The following is a 21,216-nucleotide window of genomic DNA, read 5'->3' on the forward strand; positions in this document are numbered from 1 at the left end:
GGGGCCGTCCAGCCTGCGGGGGCTGCCTCTGGGGGAGGTCTTGCGCAGGCGGACCCTAGAAGGTCTTGCGGACCCGGACCTGGAAGAAGGTCCGCGGGTCGATGTAGCGGTGCTCGACGAAGGCGATCGGCCGGGCCGGCGTGCGGTCGGCGTAGACCGTCCGTTCGACGTCGAAATCGTTCCAGATGTTGACCTGGGCCCGGATCGCCAGGGTCTCGGTGGGCTTGTACTCGGCCCAGGCCTCGAAATAGTCGTGCCCGCGCCAGCCCGAGGTCTGGTCCGGATCGAAGCCCTTCTGGCCGAGGATCGGGATGTAGGCCATGCCGTACTGGAGCTTCCAGCTGGTGATGTCCTGCTCCCAGGAGAACACCGCCTGGCTGGGCCGCACGTTGGAGATCGGGCGGATTTCCCCGGTGGTCGGATCCGTCACCTCGGTGTGGTTCCAGGTGTTGCGGAAGCGGAACATGCCGCCGGCGATCCCCAGCTTGTCCGTCGGCACGGCCACGTTCAGGTTCAGCTGGTCCAGCGTGCCGTCGCCGATGTTGCCGACCGCCGACAGGCCCTGATCCAGCGGGATGACGTCGATCACGTCGGTGATCTCGTCGTGACGCAGGCCGATGCTGACGATGCCGTCGCCCCAGAAGCGCCGCTCGTAGATCAGTTCGCTGATCCAGCGCTGCTCCGGCTCGAGGTCGACATTGCCGCCGAACACGTTGCCGTCCGCCAGTTCAGCGGAGGCGGCGAAGTCGCCGAAGTCCAGCTGGCCGACCTCGCGCTCGAAGCGCACCCGCACCTGGTTGTTGGCCATCGGCGTCCAGGTGGCGAGGAAGCGCGGCTTGGCGAAGAAGAAGCTCTTCTCCTGTTCGGCGTCGCCGGACTGGCTGATGGTCGAGCTCTCCAGCCGCAGCCCGCCTTCCAGCGTCAGCTCCGGCCGGATCCGCCAGGTGGCCTTGCCGAAGGCCTCCCCGCGCGTCTCCTCGACCTTGACCGAGGCGGAGGGCAGGGCGACGGGCGCGCCGCCGACCGTGAAGGCTTGGTCGACCTCCAGCATGTTGTAGGCGACCTCGCCTCCCGTTTCGAAGGTCACGGCCGCCGAGCGTTCGAACCGCACCAGGCCGCGCAGGATGGATTCCGAAGCCTCGCCTTCGGCGGTGAACAGCTGTTCCGGACCGTCGACGCCCCCGATCCGGTCGCGCGAGGTCGACTCCGACTCGAAGGCGTTCCACTCGTGGATCAGCCGGGTCTCCATGGTCAGCCGCTCACTCAGCGGCCGGGTGTAGACGGCCCCGACCTCGCCCCCGTCGCCGTCCTCGGCGTAGAGGCTCTCGCGCCGGACATCGGTCGCGGTCTGCAGGTTGACCGCCTCGAAGTCGTTGAGGCCATAGCGGGCGGTCAGGTCGATCTTGCCGCCGAACAGCGGGGTCGCGTAGTTGCCGCGAACGGACTGGCCGCCGCCCCAGGAGTCGTTGAAGTAGTTCTCGTTGCGGGTGACGTTCCCGTTGGCGTCGGTGCGGACCACCGGGCCCACGCCGTTGGCGTCGCTCATCGACAGGCCGTCGCTGAGGGTCACGCCCCAGGTGCGCTCGCCCTCGCGGGCGGTGAACTGGTAGGAGCCGTTGAACTGGTCCCGGCCGCCTTCGAAGAAATAGCCGGCGGCGGTGAGGATCGACTGGCGGGTGTTCTCCGTCTTCAGGATCACGTTCACGACGACCGAATAGCCCTGCATGTCGATGCCGGGCGCGCCGCCGCGGATCAGTTCGATGCGCTCGACCTGGCTGGCCGGCGTGCGCGACAGCACGTTGGAGCCGGTGTCGTTCTTGGACGCCGGGCGGGCGTTGTTGATCAGGATGTTGCCGACCGCGCCCTCGAAGCCGCGGTTGCCCGACCCGTCGCTGATGGAGAAGCCCGGCACCCGCGAGACCATGTCCAGCGCCGTGTTGGGGCGCTGGTCGGCGAAGAAGTCGGGGGTGAAGACCAGAACGCCCTGCTGGACCGAGTCGGTCTGCACATCCTGCCCGTTGACGGGGACGGGCGCCTCGGCGACCTGCGGATCGGGCCCATCCGAGGCGGTCTGGGCTGTCGCCGCGCCCCCGGTGAGCAGGATGGCGGTCGTGGCCAGCAGGATGGTCTTGGTCATTGCAGGATTCCCCTCGTCGTGTGACGAAGGTGTGGCGTCCTGACGCGAGCGGCTCCAGTTACAAGACGGCAAGGTGGATTAAAAAGCAGACAGCATTACAGGACTGTCATGCTGGTGTTCTGATAAAGGCGCGCTCTTTTCTTTCTATATTAACGGCGGCAGGTAATCGTGAAATCATTGTTCGGACTGCTTTTCGCCCTCGCGCTTCTCGGCGCTGCGCCGCAGGCCGCCCTGGCCCAGACCGCGGACGACCAGGAGCCGATCGCCGTCGAGGACGTGGTGGTGCTGGCCCGGCGCTCCGGCGCGCCGATGTGGACCGTCAACCGGGGCGACAGCACCCTGATCCTGGTCGGCGCGATCACCGGCATCCCCCGCGACCTGCCATGGCGGCCCGATGATCTCGAAGCCGCCGCCGCGCGGTCGCAGCTGATCCTGACGCCCCAGGAAGGCCGCGCCTCGATCACGGATGTCCTGCGCGTCATCTGGCGCATCCGCACCATCGCCCGCATGCCGCGCGGCCAGACCAGCGCCGACTATCTGACGGCGGACTGGCAGAGCCGGCTCGAGGCTCTGATGGCCGGTGAGCGCAATCAGGACTGGCGGACGAAGAGCCTGCTCATCCTCGGCTTCGACCTGATGCAGGACAAGGCCGGCTACACCGGGCGGGGCGGCGGCGACACTGCCGTGGATGTGATCCGGCGCGCCGCCCGCCGCGCCCGGGTGGAAACGCGCCCGGTCGGCACGGTGCGCGGCGACGAATTGATCGACAGCCTGATCGAGGCTCCGCAAACCGCGCACGTCGCCTGCGTCCAGGCGGCCATCGCCGCCGCCGAGCATGGCTCCGACGCGGCCCGCGAGCGGGCGGAGGACTGGCGCGCCCTGCGCGTCGCCGAGGTCGTCGCCTCGCCGCTCGACCAGGCCCTGAACCAGTGCTGGCCGTGGGGCGATCCGGAGATCGCGCCGCAACTCCATCAGCAATGGGCGGCGGCGATCGAGACCGCCCTGATCTCCCCCGGCGTCACCATGGGCGTGGCCCCGATCCGCCTGCTGGCCGAAGAGGGCGGCGTTCTGGACGGACTGGAGGCCCGCGGTCTCGACGTGACCGGGCCGGAATGGAAGGTGAGGGAGTAAGGCGGCAGGGACCAGGAACAAGGGACTAGGGACTAGGGATGAGGGTTACGGGCCAAAGCTCCAGAGCGGTCCTAGCGGTCCGAACTCATCCCTAATCCCTAATCCCTAATCCCTAGTCCCTCGCCCCTAGACCGCCGTCCCGCCCACCGTCAGCCCGCCGATCTTGAGGCTCGGCTGGCCGATGCCCACCGGCACCCCCTGACCCGCCTTGCCGCAGACGCCGACGCCCGGGTCGAAGGCGAAGTCGTCGCCGATCATCTGCACGTGCTGCAGCGCCGTCGCGCCGTCGCCGATCAGGGTCGCGCCGCGCACAGGAGCGGTGATCCGCCCGTCCTCGATCAGATAGGCCTCGGTGCACTGGAAGACGAACTTGCCGTTGGTGATGTCCACCTGCCCGCCGCCGAAATTGGCGGCGTAGAGGCCGCGCTTCGTCGAGGCGATCATGTCCGCCTGCGAGTCCTTGCCCCCTTCCATGAAGGTGTTGGTCATGCGCGGCATCGGCATATGGGCGAACGACTGGCGCCGGCCGTTGCCGGTGGCGCGGGCCCCCAGCTGACGCGCCGACAGCCGGTCGTGCATCAGCCCGACCATGACGCCGTCCTCGATCAGCACCGTGCGTGAGGTCGGCGTGCCCTCGTCGTCGATGCTCAGCGAGCCCCGCCGCCCGGCGATGGAGCCGTCGTCGACGACGGTGACGCCCGGCGCGGCGACGCGCTGGCCCATCTTGCCGGTGAACACCGACGACCCCTTGCGGTGGAAGTCGCCCTCGAAGCCGTGGCCGATCGCCTCGTGCAGCAGCACGCCGGGCCAGCCGGCGCCGAGCACCACGTCCATTTCGCCGGCGGGGCAGTCGATGGCTTCCAGATTGACGAGGGCCTGGCGCAGCGCCTCGTCGACCTGCCCTTGCCACCGCTCCGGCGCGATCCAGGTCTCGAATCCGGCGCGCCCGCCGGCCCCCGCCGAGGCGCTCTCGCGGCGGCCGTCCTTCTCGACCGTGACCGAGACATTGAGCCGGACCAGCGGACGGATGTCCGCCACGCGCCGCCCGTCGCCGCGCAGGATTTCGATATTGCGGCGCTCGCCGACCAGCGAGGCCGAGACCTGCACCACGCGCGGATCGCGGGCCCGCGCCCAGGCGTCGATCTCGGACAGCAGGGCGATCTTGTCCGAGAAAGCGGGCGAGGCCAGCGGATCGACGGCGTCGTAGAGCTTCTGGTTGGTGGCGCGCGGGGCCTCGGCGGTCACGCCGGCGTGGCCGGCCTTGGCCAGGGCGGCGCTGTTGGCGGCGCGGCGGATGGCCGGGCCGCTGATCTCGTTGGCGTGGGCGTAGCCGGCGGTCTCGCCCGCCACCACCCGCAGGCCGAAGCCCTCGGCGGCGTCATAGGCCGCGGACTTGAGGCGACCGTCGTCGAAGACCAGCGATTCCAGCTCGGACCGTTCGAGGAACAGTTCGCCGTCGTCGGCGCCGACCAGGGCGTCCTGCAGGATGGAGAGGGCTTCGTCGGCGCCGACATCGGCGGAATCGAGAATGGCGGGCGGCGCGGCGTGCAGGGTCATGGCGCTGAAATAGGGTGTGGGGCCGGCGAAGTCACCGGCCCCACGATCGTCCGAAGCGGATTCGGCGTCCTAGCGCTGGTTGACGTCGCCGGACCCGGAGATGTTCTGGGTCACGCTGGCCGGCCGGCGGGTCAGTTCGACATCGCCCGAACCGGTGATGGTGATGCGGGCGGCCCCGGTCGGTCCGACGGCCGCCTCGCCCGACCCGGAGATCTCGACGTCCGCATCGCGGGCCTCGAGGGCCGACAGGTCGGCCTCGCCCGAACCGCGGATATCCAGTTCGAGCGTCTCGGTCCGGCCGGCCGCATCGACGTCCCCCGAGCCGCGGATGCTGACCGCCATCGACGGCTGGTCGTAATCGCGGATGCTGAGGTCGCCGGAGCCGGAGAGGGCGAACGCCCTGACCGACGGCGCCGTGACGGTGATGCGCAGGCCGGGGCTGTTGTGCCAGCCGAACACCACGTGGTCGCTGTCGTCGTCGGCGAAGGCGATGCGGCCGCCGGTGACGCGGATGCGGTCGACCTGCGAACGGACGCCCGAGACCTCGACGGAAGCCTCGGCGCCCTGGACGTAGACGACTTCGGCCGGGACCCGGATTTCCAGTCGGTCGCCGCCGGTCCAGGCGAGGGTGCGGCTCACCCGCGGACCGCGCTCCGCACGGTCGAAGTGAACGGTGTGTTCCTCGCCGTCGTCGTTGAAGGTCCAGGCCCAGCCGTGGCGCGCCAGGTCGTTGCCGCCAAGGGCGGCGGCTCCGCCGAGGGAGGCGGCGCAGAGCACCAGGCTGGCGCCGGTGATGATCAGAAGGGTGCGGATCATGCGGACTCTCCTCAGGCCTGGTCTTGGGTTTGAAGGGCCGGCTTGAGCAGCCGGTAGTGCAGGCGGGCGTACCAGACGGTGGCGTTGACCAGCAGGATGGTGAAGACGGCGGTCAGGGCCCCGATCGCCGTCGCGCCGGCCATCATGCCGAGGCCGCCGAGAATGGCCGCCAGCGGTCCGCCGGGGAAGCCGGCGAACGGTCCGGCCACCATCACGGCGCCGCCGCCGATGAACAGGCCGATGGCGGCCATGAAGAAGCCGAACAGGGCGCCGACCACGCCCATGGCGATGGGCAGCAGGATCAGGATGTCGATCGCGCCCAGCCCCAGCACCGCGAACACGGCGGCGGCGGCGGCGGACGGGTTCTTCTCCTGGTCCCAGCGGCGGGCGCCGGCCTCGGCGCGCAGCTCGCGGGCCAGCCGGTCCGGATCGCCGAGCGCCGCGGCGACTTCAGCTTCGGTGCGGCCGGCGGCGGCGCCGTCCTCGAAATGCATCTCGTAGTCGGAGGCGATCTCGGCGGCGGTCGCGGTCGGCATGCCGACGAGGCCTCGCCTCAACCGGCCCATGAATTCGGCGCGGGTCATTGTTCAGCTCCCCTTTCAGCGGTCTTGGCGGGTTTGGCGGCCGGCGGCGCCGGCTCCGCGTCGGCGTTCATCACGCCCTCCACAGCGGTGACGAAGGCCCGCCATTCGTCGGTCTGCGCCTCGAGGGCGCGGCGGCCGGCGTCGGTCAGGCGATAGTATTTGCGCGACGGGCCGGATGGCGATTCGACCAGATAGGTCTCGACCTGGCCGTCGGACTGCATGCGGCGCATCAGCGGGTAGATGGTTCCCTCGCCCATGTCGATCGCGTCCGCCAGGGTCGAGGCGATTTCGTAGGCGTAGCTGTCGCGGCGGTTGAGCAGGGCCAGCACGCACAATGTGAGCACCCCCTTCTTCAGCTGGATTTCAATGGTTTCAGGCACCTCGGCGTCTCCTTTGATGGCCAAGGGATATCGCAAGGTATCTGGTCATACAAGGTAGCTGTCCAAACATGACAGTCATTTAATCTCCTTGCGAGGGGCGGGTGCGGCGTCCAATCGCTTGGCAAGCGCGGGGCGGGGCGATATGGACCCCGCAAGAACCGCCGCGGCCTCCGCCCCGGCGCCTGCTTGCGATTCAATCGCAAGCGCTTGCGACAGAACGGTTTATGAGGATGTCTCGTATGGGGATGGGCACGCGGGCCCGGGGTCTGATCGGCGGCGGCATGGCCGCCCTGGCCCTGGCCCTTTTCGCCGCCGGACCGGCCACGGCGCAGGAACTGGTGGGTCAGCCGACCGACGGCAACCTCGGCCTGCAACCGGCCGCCTCGCCGCTGATGGTCGAGGCGCACATGTTCCACAACGCCGTCCTGATGCCGATCATCACCTTCATCTGCCTGCTGGTGCTGGGCCTGATCGTGTGGATCGTGATCCGCTACAACAAGAAGGCCAACCCGGTGCCGGCGCGGTGGAGCCACAACACCCTGATCGAGGTGATCTGGACCATCGTCCCGGTCCTGATCCTGGTGTTCATCTCGCTGTTCTCGTTCCGCCTGCTGTTCAACTACCACGACATGCCGCGCCCGGACCTGACCGTGAAGGTCACCGGCAACCAGTGGAACTGGGCCTACGAATATCCCGACCAGGGCATTCCGGAATACATTTCCAACATGCTCCCGGAAGAGGAACTGGAGCAGCGGGGCATGCCGCACAGCCTGTACCGCCTCGCCGCCGACGAGCCGATGGTCGTGCCGGTCGGCGCGACCGTGCGGCTGCTGGTCACCGGCGCGGACGTCATCCACGCCGTGGCCTTGCCGGCCTTCGGTCTCAAGACTGACGCCGTTCCCGGCCGGGTCAACGAGACCTGGTTCCGCGCCGACCGCCCCGGCGTCTATTACGGCCAGTGCTCCGAGCTGTGCGGCGTCGACCACGCCTTCATGCCGCTCCAGATCAACGTCGTCTCGCGCGCCGAATTCGCCAGCTGGGTCGCCTCCAAGGGCGGCTCGATGACGCCGAAGACGCCGGAACAGGCCCCTGGCGGAACGGCGGCGCAGGTCGAGGCCGGCACCACCGGCGCCCCGACCGTCGCCGACGGCGCGACCGCCATCCCGACGGCCCAGACCGCCACCACCCCGACCGTCCAGCCGACCGGAACCGCCGCCGCGCCCGCGCCGGCCGACACCGCCGCCGCTCCGGCCGCCCAGTAACGATACGCGAGAGCCCCAAAGACCATGGCCACCGCAGCTGCGAACCTCGCCCACGACCACGACGGGCATCACGACCACAAGCCGGGCTTCTTCACCCGCTGGTTCCTGTCGACCAACCACAAGGACATCGGCACCCTGTACCTGCTGTTCGCCATCATGGCGGGCATCGTGGGCGGCGCCCTGTCCGGCCTGATCCGCTGGGAACTGGCCGAGCCGGGCATGCAGGTGTTCGTCCCCGGCGGCCTGATCGAGCAACTAGGCTTCGTCGAGGCCTCCAAGCACGGCTACAACGCCACCGTCACCGCCCACGCCCTGATCATGATCTTCTTCATGGTCATGCCGGCGATGATCGGCGGCTTCGGCAACTGGTTCGTGCCGCTGATGATCGGCGCGCCGGACATGGCCTTCCCGCGCATGAACAACGTGTCGTTCTGGCTGCTGGTCGCCGCCTGGATCCTGCTGATCGCCTCGATGTTCGTCGACGGCGGACCGGGCAAGGGCGCCGGCACCGGGTGGACCCTGTATCCACCCCTGTCGAGCACCGGCCACACCGGACCGGCCGTCGACCTGGCCATCTTCTCGATCCACGTCGCGGGGGCGAGTTCGATCCTCGGGGCCATCAACTTCATCACCACCATCTTCAACATGCGCGCGCCGGGCATGACCCTGCACCGCATGCCGCTGTTCGCCTGGGCGATGCTGATCACCGCCTTCATGCTGCTGCTGTCGCTGCCCGTGCTGGCCGGCGCCATCACCATGCTGCTGGCCGACCGCAACTTCGGCACCAGCTTCTTCAACCCGGCCGGCGGCGGCGACCCGGTGATGTACCAGCACCTGTTCTGGTTCTTCGGTCACCCCGAGGTCTACATCATGATCATCCCGGGCTTCGGCATGATCAGCCACATCGTCTCGACCTTCTCGAAGAAGCCCATCTTCGGCTACCTCGCCATGGCCTACGCCATGGTGGCCATCGGCTTCGTCGGCTTCATCGTGTGGGCCCACCACATGTTCACGGTCGGCATGAGCGTGAACCTGCGCGCCTATTTCGTCGCCGCGACGATGATCATCGCGGTCCCGACCGGGGTGAAGATCTTCAGCTGGATCGCCACCATGTGGGGCGGCTCCATCAGCTTCAAGACACCCATGCTGTGGGCCGTCGGCTTCATCTTCCTGTTCACCGTCGGCGGCGTCACCGGCGTCGTCCTGGCCAACGCCGGCATCGACTACCCGCTGCACGACACCTACTACGTCGTCGCCCACTTCCACTATGTGCTGTCGCTGGGCGCCGTCTTCTCGATCTTCGCCGGCTTCTACTACTGGTTCGAGAAGATGTTCGGCGTGAAGTACAACGAGTTCCTCGGCACGCTGCACTTCTGGGTCATGTTCGTCGGCGTCAACGTCGTGTTCTTCCCGCAGCATTTCCTCGGCCTGCAGGGCATGCCGCGCCGCTACGTGGACTACGTCGACGGCTTCGCCTTCTGGAACCACGTTTCATCGGTGGGCTACGTCATCACCATCGTCGGCGTCGGCATCTTCCTGGTCATGCTGATCGAGGCCGCCATCCGCCGCCGTCCCGCGGTCGCCAACCCGTGGGGCGAGGGCGCCACGACGCTGGAGTGGACCCTGTCCTCGCCGCCCCCGCACCACCAGTTCAATGAACTGCCGGTGGTCAAGAGCGACGAACACTAGGACCGGTTCGCCGGACCGGAAGCATCGGGGGCCGCTCCTTGCACAGGGGGCGGCCCTCAAGCGTTAAGAAAGCCCATGACCCGACCCGCCGCCCCGACGATCACCACGGCCCAGCCGGAAGACTTCTTCCAGCTGCTGAAGCCGCGCGTGATGTCGCTGGTGATCTTCACCGCCGTCACCGGTCTGGTGGTGGCGCGGGGCGACATCGACCCGCTGAGCGCGGCCATCGCCATCCTGTGCATCGCCGTCGGGGCCGGGGCGGCGGGGGCGCTGAACATGGCGCTGGAAGGCGAGACCGACGCCCTGATGCGCCGCACCCGGGGCCGCCCGGTGGCGGCGGGGCGGGTGCGCCGGAACGACGCCATGGCCTTCGGAGTCGTGCTGTCCCTGTTCTCCGTCATGCTGCTCGGCATGGTCGCCAACTGGCTGGCCGCCGGGCTGCTGGCCCTGACCATCGTCTACTACGCCGGCTTCTACACCCTGCTGCTCAAGCGCCGGACGCCCCAGAACATCGTCATCGGCGGCGCGGCGGGCGCCTTTCCGCCGGTGATCGGCTGGGCCGCCGCGACCGGCACGGCGCCGTGGCAGGCCTGGCTGCTTTTCCTGGTCATCTTCCTGTGGACCCCGCCGCACAGCTGGGCCCTGGCGCTGTATTCCGCCGGCGACTACGCCAAGGCGGGGATCCCGATGATGCCGGTGGCCCGCGGGGCGAAGTCCACCCGCCTGCAGATCCTGCTCTACAGCCTCGTCTTCGTCCCCGTGGCCGTCGCGCCCGGCCTGACCGGACTGGGCGGGCCGATCTACCTGGCGGTGTCGGTGGTCGGCGGGCTGGGCTTCCTGTGGCTGGCGGCGCGGCTGTGGCGCTCGCGCGCCGGCGACCAGCCCGACAAGGCCGAGGCCGTGGGGCGAGAGGCCGCATTGTATGATGTGCGCGCGGAGGCCAAACCGGCGAGGAACCTGTTCGCCTTCTCCATCCTGTATCTGATGGCCCTGTTCGCGGCCCTGCTGGTCGAGAGCATGACCTCGATGATGAGCCTGTAGCCGCCATGCGTCTGACCCCCGAAGAGCTCGCCGCCCGCAACCGGCGCAACCGCGCCATCGCCGCCGGCCTGGTCGTCTTCATCCTGCTGGTGTTCGGGGTCACCATCCTGAAGCTGGCCAACAACGCCGCAGGCCCGGACGCCGCCGCCCCCGCCCCCGCTCCCGCCTCGGGTCAGGTCCGATGAAGGGCCGCAATTTCATCGCCATCGCCTGCGTGCTGACGGTGATGGCCATGACCGGCGCGGCCTTCGCGGCCGTTCCCCTGTACCGCATGTTCTGCCAGGTCACCGGCTTCGACGGCACGGTGAAGCGGGCCGAGGTCGCGCCCGACACCGTGCTGGACGAGACGGTGTTGATCCGCTTCGACACCAATGTCCGCGACCTGCCGATGACCTTCCGGGCCGAACAGGTCAGCCAGCGGGTGCGCATCGGCGAGACCGGCATCGCCTTCTTCGACGTGACCAACACCTCGGACCAGCCGATCCAGGCCCGCGCCGTCTACAATGTGGTGCCGGAACGGGCCGGGCCGTATTTCCAGAAGCTGCAGTGCTTCTGCTTCGACGCCCAGACCATCCAGCCCGGCCAGACGATGAAATTCCCCGTCCAGTACTTCGTCGCGCCCGAGATCGCCACCGACCGCGAGAGCCGCGGCGTGCGCGAGATCACCCTCAGCTACACCTTCTATCCGACGAAGGACGGCGAAGACGCCGCAAACCCCGTTCCAGCTACTGGCGCGCCCGCATAGCGGACGCTATAGCCTCCCCACCACGACTCTCGACCGTTGCAAGAGACCCAGATGGCCGACGCCCACGCAGTTCCGCATCACGACTATCACCTGGTGAACCCGAGCCCGTGGCCGCTGGTTTCATCGATCGCCACCGTCGTCATGATGATCGGCGCCGTGGTGTGGATGAAGGGCCTGGCGCCCGCCGATTCCGGCCCGCTCGCCGCAGCCCTGCTGGCCGACGGCAGCAAGCCCCTGTTCTTCGCCGGCCTCGCCGGGGTACTGGTGTCGATGTTCGGATGGTGGGCGGACGTGATCAAGGAAAGCCGCCAGGGCGACCACACCCCGGTCGTGTCGATCGGCCTGCGTTACGGCATGATCCTGTTCATCGCCTCGGAGGTGATGTTCTTCGCCGCCTTCTTCTGGATCTTCTTCGAAATGGCGGTCTTCAACGAGGCCCGCGCCCACGTTCCGGAGATCAGCGCCTGGGCTGACACCGCCTCCGCCTGGCAGACCTGGCCGCCCAAGGGCATCGAGCCGCTCGACGCCTGGCAGCTGCCGCTGCTCAACACCATCATCCTGCTGCTGTCGGGCACGACGGTGACCTGGGCCCACCACGCCCTGCAGGTCGGCGACCGCAAGGCCACGAAGATCGGCCTGGCCATCACCATCGCCTTGGGCGTGCTGTTCACCGCCATCCAGGCCTACGAATACAACCACATCATCCACGAGAACCTGTTCTTCAACGAAGAGGCGCTGAACTCCGGCCTGTACGGTTCGATCTTCTTCATGGCGACCGGCTTCCACGGCTTCCACGTGCTGATCGGAACCATCTTCCTGACCGTCTGCCTGCTGCGCATCCTCGCCGGCCAGATGAGCCCGGAGAAGCATTTCGGCTTCGAGGCCGCCGCCTGGTACTGGCATTTCGTGGACGTGGTCTGGCTGTTCCTGTTCGCCTTCGTCTACGTCACCTTCGGGTGACGGAAGGGCCGACAGGCCTTGATCTTCAGCCGGCGCGGATCAACCCGATCCGCGCCGGTCTGCTTTGCCGCTGCCCGAACTGCGGCGAGGGCCGCTTGTTCGCGGGCTTCCTGAAGGTGGTCGACCGCTGCGAGGCCTGCGGCTTCGACTTCACTCGGCTGAACACCGGCGACGGGGCCGCCGTTTTCGTGATGCAGATCGCCGGCGCGCCCGTCGTGTTCGGGGCCCTGTTCGTGCAGGTGGCGTACAATCCCCCGATCTGGGCCATGCTGGCCGTGGCCCTGCCCCTCGTCGGCGGATTGTCGCTGGGCCTGATGCGGCCGGGGAAGGGCGTGATGATCGCCCTGCAGATGAGGAACAAGGCCGGACAATCCCACCATGGCTGACACGATGAAGAACCCCTTCCCGTGGGTCCTGACCGTCGCCTCGGCGCTGGTTTTCGCCGTGCTGATCGCCCTCGGCGTCTGGCAGGTGCAGCGACTGCAATGGAAGCAGGGACTGATCGCCGCCGCAGCGTCTGCGGCCGCGCGTCCTGCAGCCCCGCTGGACGAGGCGATGGCGGGCGGCGCCCCGGAGTTCCGGCGTGTCGTGATCGACTGCCCGGGCCTCGCCACTGCCCCATATGTCGAACTGCGCAGCATCCAGGACGGAAGCGCCGGCGTCCGCCTCATCTCGGCCTGCGCCCCTGACGCCTCCGATGATGTCTATCTGGTCGACCGCGGCTTCGTGGCGGACGAGATCTCGGCCCGGCCCCCTGTGCTCGCCAGGACGGACGCGACCCGGATCGAGGCCGTGATCCGCGCCGCCGCCGCGCCCGGACCGATGGCGGTCGCGCCCGAAGGCCGGCATTTCTACGCCCGCGACAACGCGGCCATGGCCCGCGCGCTCGGCCTCGATCGCCCCGTCGCGCCCTGGACGCTGTACGCGGTGAGTTCGTCCAACCCCGAATGGCTCGCCCTGAAGCCGTCGGCGCCTCCGGCGTCCTTCTCCAACAACCACCTCGCCTACGCGATCACCTGGTTCGGCCTGGCGCTGGCCCTGATCGCCTTCTACGTCGCCCTGCTGCGGCGGAAGGCGAAATCCCCCTCCCGGGAAGAGAGACCCTCCTGACCACCTCGCTCCACACCCTGTCGAACGGCGTCCGGGTCGTCTGCGACCCCATGCCCGGCCTGCGCACCCTCGCCCTGACCGTGACCGTGCGCGGCGGGGCGAAGTGGGAATCCGAGGTCCAGTCCGGCTGGTCGCACTGCCTCGAACATCTCGTCTTCAAGGGCGCCGGCGACATGGGCGCGCGCGACATCGTCGAGCGCATCGAGGCCGAGGGCGGCTCGCTGAACGCCTCCACCGGCTACGAGCGGACCAGTTTCGAGGTGCGGGCCCTGCACGGCTCCCTGCCGCTGGCCATGCAGGTCCTGTCCGATCTGGTGTTCCGCCCGACCCTCGATCCGGACGAGATCGAGCGCGAAAAGGATGTCGTGGCCCAGGAGATCGCCGAGGCCTTCGACACGCCCGACGACCACGTCTTCGAAATGGCCCAGACCCAGGCCTACGCCGGCCAGCCTCTGGGACGGCCGGTTCTCGGCTCGGTCGAAAGCCTGAAGCCGATCACCCGGGCCCTGATCGCCGACTGGCGAGCGCGCCTGTATTCGCCCGACCGGATGGTGGTCGCCGCCTCGGGCGCGGTCGACGAGAGCGAGCTTCTCGCCCTCGCCGAGCGCTGGTTCGGGGGCGAGACTCCGACGCCGGCCGAGGCTCCAGCCCGGCCGCGCTTCACCGGCGGCGACGCCGCCCTGACCCGGCGGATCGAGCAGGCCAATATCGTCTTCCAGCTGCCCGCCCCGTCGGCGGTCGATCCGTCCTATGCGGCGGCCCGGCTGATGACCGAGATTCTCGGCGGCGGCATGGCCTCGCGCCTGTTCCAGAGCGCCCGCGAGGAGCGCGGTCTCGCCTACGCCATCGACGCCTACCACGAGCCCTACGAGGACGCCGGCCTTCTGGGCGTCTATGCCGGGGCCTCTGCGGAGCGGGCGGTCGAACTGGCCCGGGTCTGCGCCGCCGAGCTGAAGGCCCTGGCCGAGAGCGGGCCGACGGCAGCCGAGCTCTCCCGCGCCAAGGCCGTGATGAACGCCGGCCTGTGGATGTCGGACGAGAGCCCGGCCGCGCGCGCCGGACGGGCGGCGGCCCAGGTGCTGATCTTCGGCGAACTCATCTCCTCCCAGACCATGGCCGACCGGATGCTGGCCCAGACCGCCAACGATGTGCGCGCCGCCGCGGCCGCCTCGCTCGCGCCCGGCCTCGCCGCCACCGCCGTGCTGGGACCGAAGGCCGCCGCCGCCGCCGGCCCGGCCTTCCGCGAGGCGCTGTTCGGATCGTGAAGCGGCCGGGTTGCCAGTGCTAGTGAGCAAGAGGTGAGCAAGGCGGAGCCCGACGCCGGCTACATCGGCTCACCCCTCGCTCACTAGCACTGGCGCTCCGGCGCAACGGACCGGTTCACCCGCGGTGAACAGTCGGCTACAACAGGCCATGGCCCTGCTGGACTGGATCAACGAGCCGACCGGTGCGGTGGTGAAGGGCGAAGGCGTGACCCTGCGGCCCCCCCGCGCCTCCGACTATGAGGCTTGGGCCGCGCTGCGCCAGCTGTCGTACGCCTATCTGCAGCCGTGGGAGCCGAGCTGGCCGGAGGACGACCTGACCCGGGCCGCCTTCAAGCGTCGCCTGTCGATCTACGCCCGCGAGATGGACGCCGGCAACGCGTGGCCGTTCTTCATCTTCTCGGCCGCCAGCCAGGCCCTGGTCGGGGCCATCACCCTGTCCAACGTGCGCCGCGGCGTCGCCGAGTCGGGCACGCTCGGCTACTGGATCGGTCAGCCGTTCGCCGGCCGTGGCCACGCCACGGCGGCGGTGCGCGGGGTGGTGGCCCACGCCTTCGACGAGCTCAAGCTGCATCGGGTCGACGCGGCCTGCGTCCCGACCAACGTCGCCTCGCGCCGCGTGCTCGAAAAGGCCGGATTCACCCTCGAAGGGCAGGCCCGGGCTTATCTCAAAATTAACGGCGCTTGGGCAGATCATCTGCTGTTCGGCGTCGTCAACGACGGGGCTGGACGCGGCGGCTGACCTCGGGTGATCCTTGGGGCCGCTTCTCGGGACCGGTCACGCGTTTTGAACACTCGCTCCAGAAGTCTGGCCTGGGACGCGACGACCGCCATCGAGGCGCTGGCCGCCGCGGACACGGCCCTGTGGATCTGGACCCCGTCCGACGACCAGATGCGCTTCACCGGCGCGACCCGCGCGCTGGGTCTCGGCCCGCTGGCGCCGGAGTGTTCGGGCGCCGCCTTCACCGCCGTGGCCGTGCCGCAGGACCGCTCGCTGGCCGAGCGCATCCTCAAGCCCCAGGCCGAAGGGACCGAGGTCGCCGTGCGCCTGCGCATGCGCGAGTCCGAGACCTGCCTGTGGCGCGGCGTCTGGCTCGAGGACGGGCTGCGCGCCGCCGGGGTGGTGGCGCTGGAGACCAAGTTCGCCGCCTCGCACCGCGACCACCTGACCGGCCTGCTGGACCGCCGCACCTTCCTGACCCGCGCCGGCGAGACCCTGACCCAGCCCGGCGACTATGAGCTGGTCGTGGCCGACGTCGACCGCCTGCGCCGCCTCAACGAGGCCCTGGGTCACGAGCGGGCCGACCTGGTGCTGGCGGCGCTGGGCTCGCGCCTGAACGGCGCCTTCGCCCAGGAAGCCAATCCGGCCCGCGTCGGCGAGGACGAGTTCGCCGTCATCGTGCCGCGCGGCTCCGGGGCCGCCTCCGAACGCCTGCGCGAGGCGCTGGAGCAGCCGCTGCGGGTCGCCGGCTTCGACATCTATCCGACCGTCTCGATCGGCGCCGTGGCCGCCGAGGGCGGGCCCGACGCCTCCGATCCCGCCGAACTGCTGCGCCGCGCCGAGCTGGCCGTCGAACAGGCCAAGACCGCGGGGCGCGGCGGGGCCGCCGCCTACGGCCGGGCCCTGGAATCCGACAGCCTGTCCCGGCTGGCCCTCGAGGCCGACCTGCGCAACGCCTTCGTCCGCGGCGAGATCGAGCCCTTCTACCAGCCGATCGTCAACCTGAAGACCGGCGCCGTGGCGGGGTTCGAGGCTCTGGCCCGCTGGCGCCATCCCCAGCGCGGCCTGGTGCCGCCCGACGAATTCCTCGGCCTCGCCGACGAGATGGGGCTGATGAACGACCTCGGCCTGCTGATGATGGGCCAGGCCTCGCGCCAGCTGGCCGAATGGCTGGCCCGGCACCCCTCCGCGGGCAAGCTGTTCTGCAGCGTCAACCTGTCGGTCGGCGAGATCGAGCGGTCCAATCTGGTCGAGGACGTGGCCCGGATCATCGCTGAGGCCGGCCTGCCCAAGGGCGCGCTCAAGCTGGAGGTCACCGAGGGCGACATCATGCGCGACACCTCGCGCGCCGCCGACACCCTGACCCGGCTGCGCGAGGCCGGCGCCTCGCTGGCGCTCGACGATTTCGGCACCGGCTTCAGCTCCCTGACCTGGCTGGCCAAGCTGCCGTTCGATACGCTGAAGATCGACCGCTATTTCGTGCTGACCATGGACAAGGACGAGGGCTCGGCCAAGATCGTCAAGTCCGTGGTCAACCTCGGCCGCGACCTGTCGCTGGAGGTTGTCGCCGAGGGGGTCGAGAACGCCGGCCTCGCCGCCCTGCTGCTGGACGCCCAGTGCCACTACGGCCAGGGTTTCGGCTACGCCCAGGCCCTGCCGGCCCAGGAGGCCGAGGTCTATCTCAACGAGTCCCTCGCCGACGGCACGGCCCCGCTGAAGGCGCGGTCGGCCTGATCCTGCCGATGCGCCCCGGCGCTTCAACCTCAGGCTGGCCCCGTCAACCTTGACGAGCGAAGTCCGTGGCTGTCTTGTCGGGACAGGCCGGTCCCGGCCTGTGCGGGAGGACGACGTATGCGTGTCTCGATCGCGTCCATTCTTCTGGCCGGAGGGGCGCTGGGCCTCAACGCCTGCGCCGCCACGGCCGACCAGAGCCCGCTGATGACCATGGCCGAGCGCGCCGCCGAGTGTCGCGCCGCAGGACAGGCCCCCACCGGCCGGAATACCGGCAACCCCAGCAATGACTGCCGCGGCGTGGGGCTGCACGATCAGCGCGCCGCCCGCGAATCCGGAGCCCGCGGCGCCGCGTCGACCGCCAACGCCGTGGTCGACCGGTCCCTCCGCCGAGGCTACTAGCCGGCCGCCCGCCTACGCCCGCCCGCTCTGCCCCGACAGCTGCGCCGGATCGACGCCCAGCCCGGCCAGGGCCTTGCCCCATTTCCCCTCGTAGTCGGGGTCGAAGATCAGGTCCGTATCGGCCTCGGCGGTCAACCAGACGTTCTCGCCCAGCTCGTCCTCCAGCTGGCCCTCGCCCCAGCCGGCGTAGCCCAGCAGCAGCACCGCCCGGCTCGGACCTCCGGCCGGATCGACCATGGCCGCCAGCGCCTCGCGCGTGCCGGTCATCGCCAGGCCCTCTCCGAAGGCCAGCGAGGCGTCCTCGGCCAGCCAGTCGTCGGTGTGCAGCACGAAGCCGCGCTCGCGCTCGACCGGCCCGCCGACCAGCACGGCGCGCTCGGCGGCGAAGTCCGGGGCCGCCGTCTCCAGCTTGGTCAGGACCGCCTTCAGGTTCACGCCCGGCGCCGGCCGGTCGAGCCGCAGCCCCATCGCATGGTCCGGGCGGTGGGCGCAGACGAGGATGACGGCGTGCTCGAAACGCGGATCGCTGATGCCGGGCATGGCCACCAGCAGCCGGCCCGTCAGGGAGTGGAATTGGTCCATGCCCCTATCATCGGGACGGGGCGCGGCGGGCGCAAGGCCGGGCGGCCACGATAAGGTTGGCGCGGCCTCCCGCAGCGCCTATCTGGACCGGGAGATCCCCTTCAAACCCCGCTTCCGGAGCCCTGCCATGACCGTCCAGATCGGCGACCGCATCCCCTCGGCCACCCTGACCCGCGCCACCGACGACGGTCCCAGGCCGGTGTCCACCGACGACGTCTTCGCCGGCAAGACCGTGGCCCTGTTCGCCGTGCCCGGCGCCTTCACCCCGACCTGTTCGGCCAAACACCTGCCGGGCTTCAAGGATCACCGCGAGGACCTGACGGGCAAGGGCGTCGACACCGTCGCCTGCCTGTCCGTCAACGACGCCTTCGTCATGGGCGCCTGGGCCGACAGCCAGGGCATCGGCATGGACGACATCGTCATGCTGGGCGACGGCAACGGCGACTTCACCCGCGCCCTCGGCCTGTCGATGGACGCCAAGGGCTACGGCATGGGCGAACGCTCGCAGCGCTATTCGATGATCGTCAGGGACGGCGTCGTCGAGCAGCTGAATGTCGAACAGCCGGGCGAGTTCAAGGTCTCGTCGGCCGAGCACATGCTGACGCAGCTCTGAAAACGGGCGCTATCGCTCGCGACGCGGCCGCTTGCGGGCGCGAGGCCGATGTCATGACCGATGTCTTCACCCCCGAGCAGCGCAGCGCCGTGATGCGCCGTGTGAAGGGCCGCGACACGGCGCCGGAGATCGCCGTGCGGCGCATCCTGCGGGCGGCGGGGATCGGCTATCGTCTGGGCGGCGGCGGTCTGCCGGGTCGGCCGGATCTGGTCATGAAGGGGCGGCGCGTGGCGGTGTTCGTGCATGGCTGCTTCTGGCACGGTCACGACTGCGCTCGCGGGTCGCGCAAGCCCAAGGCCAACGCCGACTACTGGACCGGCAAGATCGGGCGCAACCGGGTCCGGGACGCGGCGGCCGTTTCGACGCTGGAGGCGGCCGGCTGGCGGGTGGTCACCGTCTGGGAATGCGGCATGAAGGCCGCGGACTTCGCCGACCGGCTGGTCGCCGAGGTGCGCGGTCAGGCGGCGGCGGTCTCGACCCCGGCGTCCCCGGCGGCCTGAGCCATGGTCATCACGTGGGTGATGGCTCCCAGCAGCATCGGCGGCGTGATCGGCTTGGGCACGAAATAGGTCATGCCGGCGTCGGTGCAGGCGGCGATGTCCTCGGGCGAGGTGTCGGCGGTCACCGCGATCACCGGCACGGCCGCGTTCAGCCCGCCCCCGGCGCGGATCCGGCGGGTCGTCTCGCGCCCGTCCAGCTCCGGCATCCGCACATCCATGAAGATCAGGTCGAAGCTGGAGGTCTCGCAGATCTTCAGCGCCGCCATGCCGTCGGCGGCCGTGGCGATGTCGCAGCCCAGCGGCTGCAGGATCAGCTGGATGGCGCGGCGGTTGATGTCGTGGTCGTCGACCACCAGCACCCGCATCGGCCGGCCCTCGTCCTCATCCTCGTCGGCCGCAGCCGGTTCGTCGTACGCGACGACCGGCGCGACGGCCCGCGCCGGCTCCGTCGCTTCGGGCGCGGCGGGCTCCGCCAGCGACTGCGCCGGAGGGGCGGGCGAGGCCGGGCTGGACGGCCGGTTCGAGACGCGGGTGGACAGGGCGCGGGCGACGGCGTCGCGGCTCTCCTGGTCCAGCGCGGGGGCGACGGCGGCGGCCGTTTCCCCGGCCTCGAGCCGCAGGGCGAGGGTGAAGCTGGCGCCTTCGCCCACGGCGCTGCGCGCGGTCAGGCGGCCGCCCATCAGTTCCGCCAGCTGGCGGCTGATGGACAGGCCCAGGCCGGTGCCGCCATGGCGGGCGCTGACGCCGTCGGCGGTCTGGTCGAACGGCGTGAACAGACGGGCCAGCTGGCCGCGGGTCATGCCGGGCCCGGTGTCCGAGACCTCGATCAGCACGGCGTGGCCGCCGGTGTCCTCGGGCCAGGCCCGGAAGCGCAGGGTGATCGCGCCCTGCTGCGTGAACTTCATGGCGTTCGAAATCAGGTTGTTCAGCACCTGCCGCAGCCGCATCGGGTCGCCGCGGACCGACATCGGCACCACGGAGGCCCCCTCGATGCGCAGCTTGAGTCCCTTGGCCCGGGCCGGGCCGCGCCATAGCCGGGCCGACTGGTTCAGCAGGTCGCGCAGATTGAAGTCGACCGCCTCGACCGTCATGTGGCCCGCCTCGAGCTTGGCATGGTCCAGCAGGTCGTCGAGCAGGGCCTTCATCATGAAGCCGGCGTCGCTGATCAGCCGGGCCTGGGCCCGGGCGGCGCCGTCCGAGGCGCCCCGCTCCAGCTCGGCCGAGCCGGTCAGGATGGCGCTGATCGGGGTGCGCAGGTCATGGCCGACGGTGGCGAGAAAGGCGCTGCGGCCCTCCATGATGCGCTCGGCGTCGGCGCGCTTCTCCTCCGCCTCGATCCGGGCCGCGGTTTCGGAGACCCGTGACTGGTTCATCCGCTGCCAGGTCGACAGGCAATAGGTGATGAACACGGCCACGGCCACCGAGGCCGCGGTGATGAAGGCGGGCGAGGCGCCGAACGCCGCCATGAAGAAGGGCGTCGAGGCCAGATAGAGGAACTGCGGCGTTACGGTGAGGACCAGCACCGGCAGCGAGCGCGGCGCGTTGATCATCGAATAGATGGCCCCGGCCGACAGCAGCATGGCGGCGCAGATGCCGCCCATCGGCCCGCCGACGATCCACAGCGGCACGGACAGGCTGCCGAAATACCCCGCGTTGATCACCAGCAGGGCGCCGCCGGCGAGGTTGCGGACCCCGCGCAGGCGATCCGCGCCGCCGTTGTTGACCGGGCCGAACACCCACAGGTCCAGCAACTGGACGAGGAAATAGCCCAGCACCCAGCCCACGCTGAGGCTCCAGCCGAGCAGCGGGCTGAACACCAGGGCGCTGGCCGCGGCCATGCCCAGCCGCTGCAACAGCGCCTTGCGCCGCTGGCGGATGGCGCCGGCCCAGGTCTCGCCCAGGACGGCGGCAGGCATGTCGGCTTTGGCGATCGCCATGCGGCTCCCCCGAACCGGGCGTATTCGCCCGTGCAGCATCATGCCCCGGGGGCCCT

Annotated in this window: 22 protein-coding genes; 15 read left to right on the plus strand and 7 right to left on the minus strand. The window is 69.9% G+C overall.

Annotated features, from left to right (window positions below):
• Window positions 1-55: 55 nt before the first annotated feature.
• Window positions 56-2,137 carry a TonB-dependent receptor plug domain-containing protein gene (locus tag VEA98_RS14915; protein WP_324816132.1) on the minus strand — a complete coding sequence of 694 codons (2,082 nt, stop codon included), beginning with the start codon at window positions 2,135-2,137 and terminating at the stop codon, window positions 56-58.
• A 177-nt stretch (window positions 2,138-2,314) separates the two neighbouring features.
• Between VEA98_RS14915 and VEA98_RS14920 the strand changes: the two genes are divergently transcribed.
• Complete coding sequence (locus VEA98_RS14920) at window positions 2,315-3,268, plus strand: TraB/GumN family protein (protein ID WP_414642188.1); 954 nt, start codon at window positions 2,315-2,317, stop codon at window positions 3,266-3,268.
• Window positions 3,269-3,394: 126 nt separating this feature from the next.
• Here the strand turns inward: VEA98_RS14920 and tldD are convergent, their stop codons facing one another.
• The 4 genes from tldD to VEA98_RS14940 all read right to left on the minus strand — a co-directional run bounded on the left by tldD (window position 3,395) and on the right by VEA98_RS14940 (window position 6,605).
• Window positions 3,395-4,825, minus strand: a complete 1,431-nt coding sequence (tldD, locus tag VEA98_RS14925; protein ID WP_324816138.1) for a metalloprotease TldD — start codon at window positions 4,823-4,825, stop codon at window positions 3,395-3,397.
• Window positions 4,826-4,894: 69 nt separating this feature from the next.
• Window positions 4,895-5,641 carry a GIN domain-containing protein gene (locus tag VEA98_RS14930; protein WP_324816140.1) on the minus strand — a complete coding sequence of 249 codons (747 nt, stop codon included), beginning with the start codon at window positions 5,639-5,641 and terminating at the stop codon, window positions 4,895-4,897.
• Between the two features lie 11 nt (window positions 5,642-5,652).
• Window positions 5,653-6,225: a DUF1700 domain-containing protein gene (locus VEA98_RS14935; RefSeq protein WP_324816145.1), complete on the minus strand. Its 573-nt coding sequence runs from the start codon at window positions 6,223-6,225 to the stop codon at window positions 5,653-5,655.
• Window positions 6,222-6,605 (minus strand): PadR family transcriptional regulator, encoded by a 384-nt coding sequence (locus VEA98_RS14940; protein WP_324816149.1) that lies wholly within the window; start codon window positions 6,603-6,605, stop codon window positions 6,222-6,224. Before VEA98_RS14940 ends, VEA98_RS14935 begins: the two co-directional genes overlap by 4 nt.
• A gap of 245 nt (window positions 6,606-6,850) precedes the next feature.
• Between VEA98_RS14940 and coxB the strand changes: the two genes are divergently transcribed.
• The 12 genes from coxB to VEA98_RS15000 all read left to right on the plus strand — a co-directional run bounded on the left by coxB (window position 6,851) and on the right by VEA98_RS15000 (window position 17,528).
• A complete protein-coding gene (gene coxB / locus VEA98_RS14945) occupies window positions 6,851-7,867 on the plus strand; it encodes a cytochrome c oxidase subunit II (RefSeq protein WP_414642189.1) in 1,017 nt (338 codons plus the stop codon).
• Window positions 7,868-7,891: 24 nt separating this feature from the next.
• Window positions 7,892-9,556, plus strand: coding sequence for a cytochrome c oxidase subunit I (ctaD, locus tag VEA98_RS14950; RefSeq protein ID WP_324816152.1), 1,665 nt, complete (start codon window positions 7,892-7,894; stop codon window positions 9,554-9,556).
• A 75-nt stretch (window positions 9,557-9,631) separates the two neighbouring features.
• Complete coding sequence (locus VEA98_RS14955; protein WP_324816155.1) at window positions 9,632-10,597, plus strand: heme o synthase; 966 nt, start codon at window positions 9,632-9,634, stop codon at window positions 10,595-10,597.
• A gap of 5 nt (window positions 10,598-10,602) precedes the next feature.
• Complete coding sequence (locus VEA98_RS14960) at window positions 10,603-10,782, plus strand: hypothetical protein (protein WP_324816158.1); 180 nt, start codon at window positions 10,603-10,605, stop codon at window positions 10,780-10,782.
• Entirely contained in the window at window positions 10,779-11,342 is a 564-nt protein-coding gene (locus tag VEA98_RS14965; RefSeq protein WP_324816160.1) for a cytochrome c oxidase assembly protein, read from the plus strand. Before VEA98_RS14960 ends, VEA98_RS14965 begins: the two co-directional genes overlap by 4 nt.
• Window positions 11,343-11,393: 51 nt before the next feature.
• The gene (locus VEA98_RS14970) at window positions 11,394-12,302 is read left to right on the plus strand and encodes a cytochrome c oxidase subunit 3 (RefSeq protein ID WP_324816162.1); all 909 of its coding nucleotides are present in this window, start codon (window positions 11,394-11,396) and stop codon (window positions 12,300-12,302) included.
• Between the two features lie 95 nt (window positions 12,303-12,397).
• On the plus strand, window positions 12,398-12,688 hold the full coding sequence (locus VEA98_RS14975) for a DUF983 domain-containing protein (RefSeq protein ID WP_324816164.1): 291 nt from the start codon (window positions 12,398-12,400) through the stop codon (window positions 12,686-12,688).
• Window positions 12,681-13,412: an SURF1 family protein gene (locus VEA98_RS14980; protein ID WP_324816166.1), complete on the plus strand. Its 732-nt coding sequence runs from the start codon at window positions 12,681-12,683 to the stop codon at window positions 13,410-13,412. Before VEA98_RS14975 ends, VEA98_RS14980 begins: the two co-directional genes overlap by 8 nt.
• Before the next feature lie 50 nt (window positions 13,413-13,462).
• Window positions 13,463-14,677 carry a pitrilysin family protein gene (locus tag VEA98_RS14985; RefSeq protein WP_324816168.1) on the plus strand — a complete coding sequence of 405 codons (1,215 nt, stop codon included), beginning with the start codon at window positions 13,463-13,465 and terminating at the stop codon, window positions 14,675-14,677.
• 148 nt (window positions 14,678-14,825) lie between these two features.
• Entirely contained in the window at window positions 14,826-15,416 is a 591-nt protein-coding gene (locus tag VEA98_RS14990; protein WP_324816170.1) for a GNAT family protein, read from the plus strand.
• Window positions 15,417-15,461: 45 nt separating this feature from the next.
• The gene (locus VEA98_RS14995) at window positions 15,462-17,129 is read left to right on the plus strand and encodes a bifunctional diguanylate cyclase/phosphodiesterase (RefSeq protein WP_324816173.1); all 1,668 of its coding nucleotides are present in this window, start codon (window positions 15,462-15,464) and stop codon (window positions 17,127-17,129) included.
• Window positions 17,130-17,246: 117 nt separating this feature from the next.
• Complete coding sequence (locus VEA98_RS15000; RefSeq protein WP_324816175.1) at window positions 17,247-17,528, plus strand: hypothetical protein; 282 nt, start codon at window positions 17,247-17,249, stop codon at window positions 17,526-17,528.
• 12 nt (window positions 17,529-17,540) lie between these two features.
• On the opposite strand, the gene VEA98_RS15005 is transcribed toward VEA98_RS15000, so the two are convergent.
• Window positions 17,541-18,110: a YqgE/AlgH family protein gene (locus VEA98_RS15005; RefSeq protein WP_324816177.1), complete on the minus strand. Its 570-nt coding sequence runs from the start codon at window positions 18,108-18,110 to the stop codon at window positions 17,541-17,543.
• A gap of 127 nt (window positions 18,111-18,237) precedes the next feature.
• On the opposite strand from VEA98_RS15005, the gene VEA98_RS15010 reads away from it, so the two are divergent.
• Window positions 18,238-18,723, plus strand: coding sequence for a peroxiredoxin (locus VEA98_RS15010; protein WP_324816179.1), 486 nt, complete (start codon window positions 18,238-18,240; stop codon window positions 18,721-18,723).
• 53 nt (window positions 18,724-18,776) lie between these two features.
• The gene (locus VEA98_RS15015) at window positions 18,777-19,223 is read left to right on the plus strand and encodes a very short patch repair endonuclease (RefSeq protein WP_324816181.1); all 447 of its coding nucleotides are present in this window, start codon (window positions 18,777-18,779) and stop codon (window positions 19,221-19,223) included.
• On the opposite strand, the gene VEA98_RS15020 is transcribed toward VEA98_RS15015, so the two are convergent.
• Window positions 19,181-21,160, minus strand: coding sequence for an ATP-binding protein (locus tag VEA98_RS15020; RefSeq protein WP_324816184.1), 1,980 nt, complete (start codon window positions 21,158-21,160; stop codon window positions 19,181-19,183). The two genes, VEA98_RS15015 and VEA98_RS15020, sit on opposite strands and share 43 nt — an antisense overlap.
• Window positions 21,161-21,216 lie beyond the last annotated feature (56 nt).

This window comes from Brevundimonas sp. (genome assembly GCF_035627055.1).
Lineage (GTDB): Bacteria > Pseudomonadota > Alphaproteobacteria > Caulobacterales > Caulobacteraceae > Brevundimonas.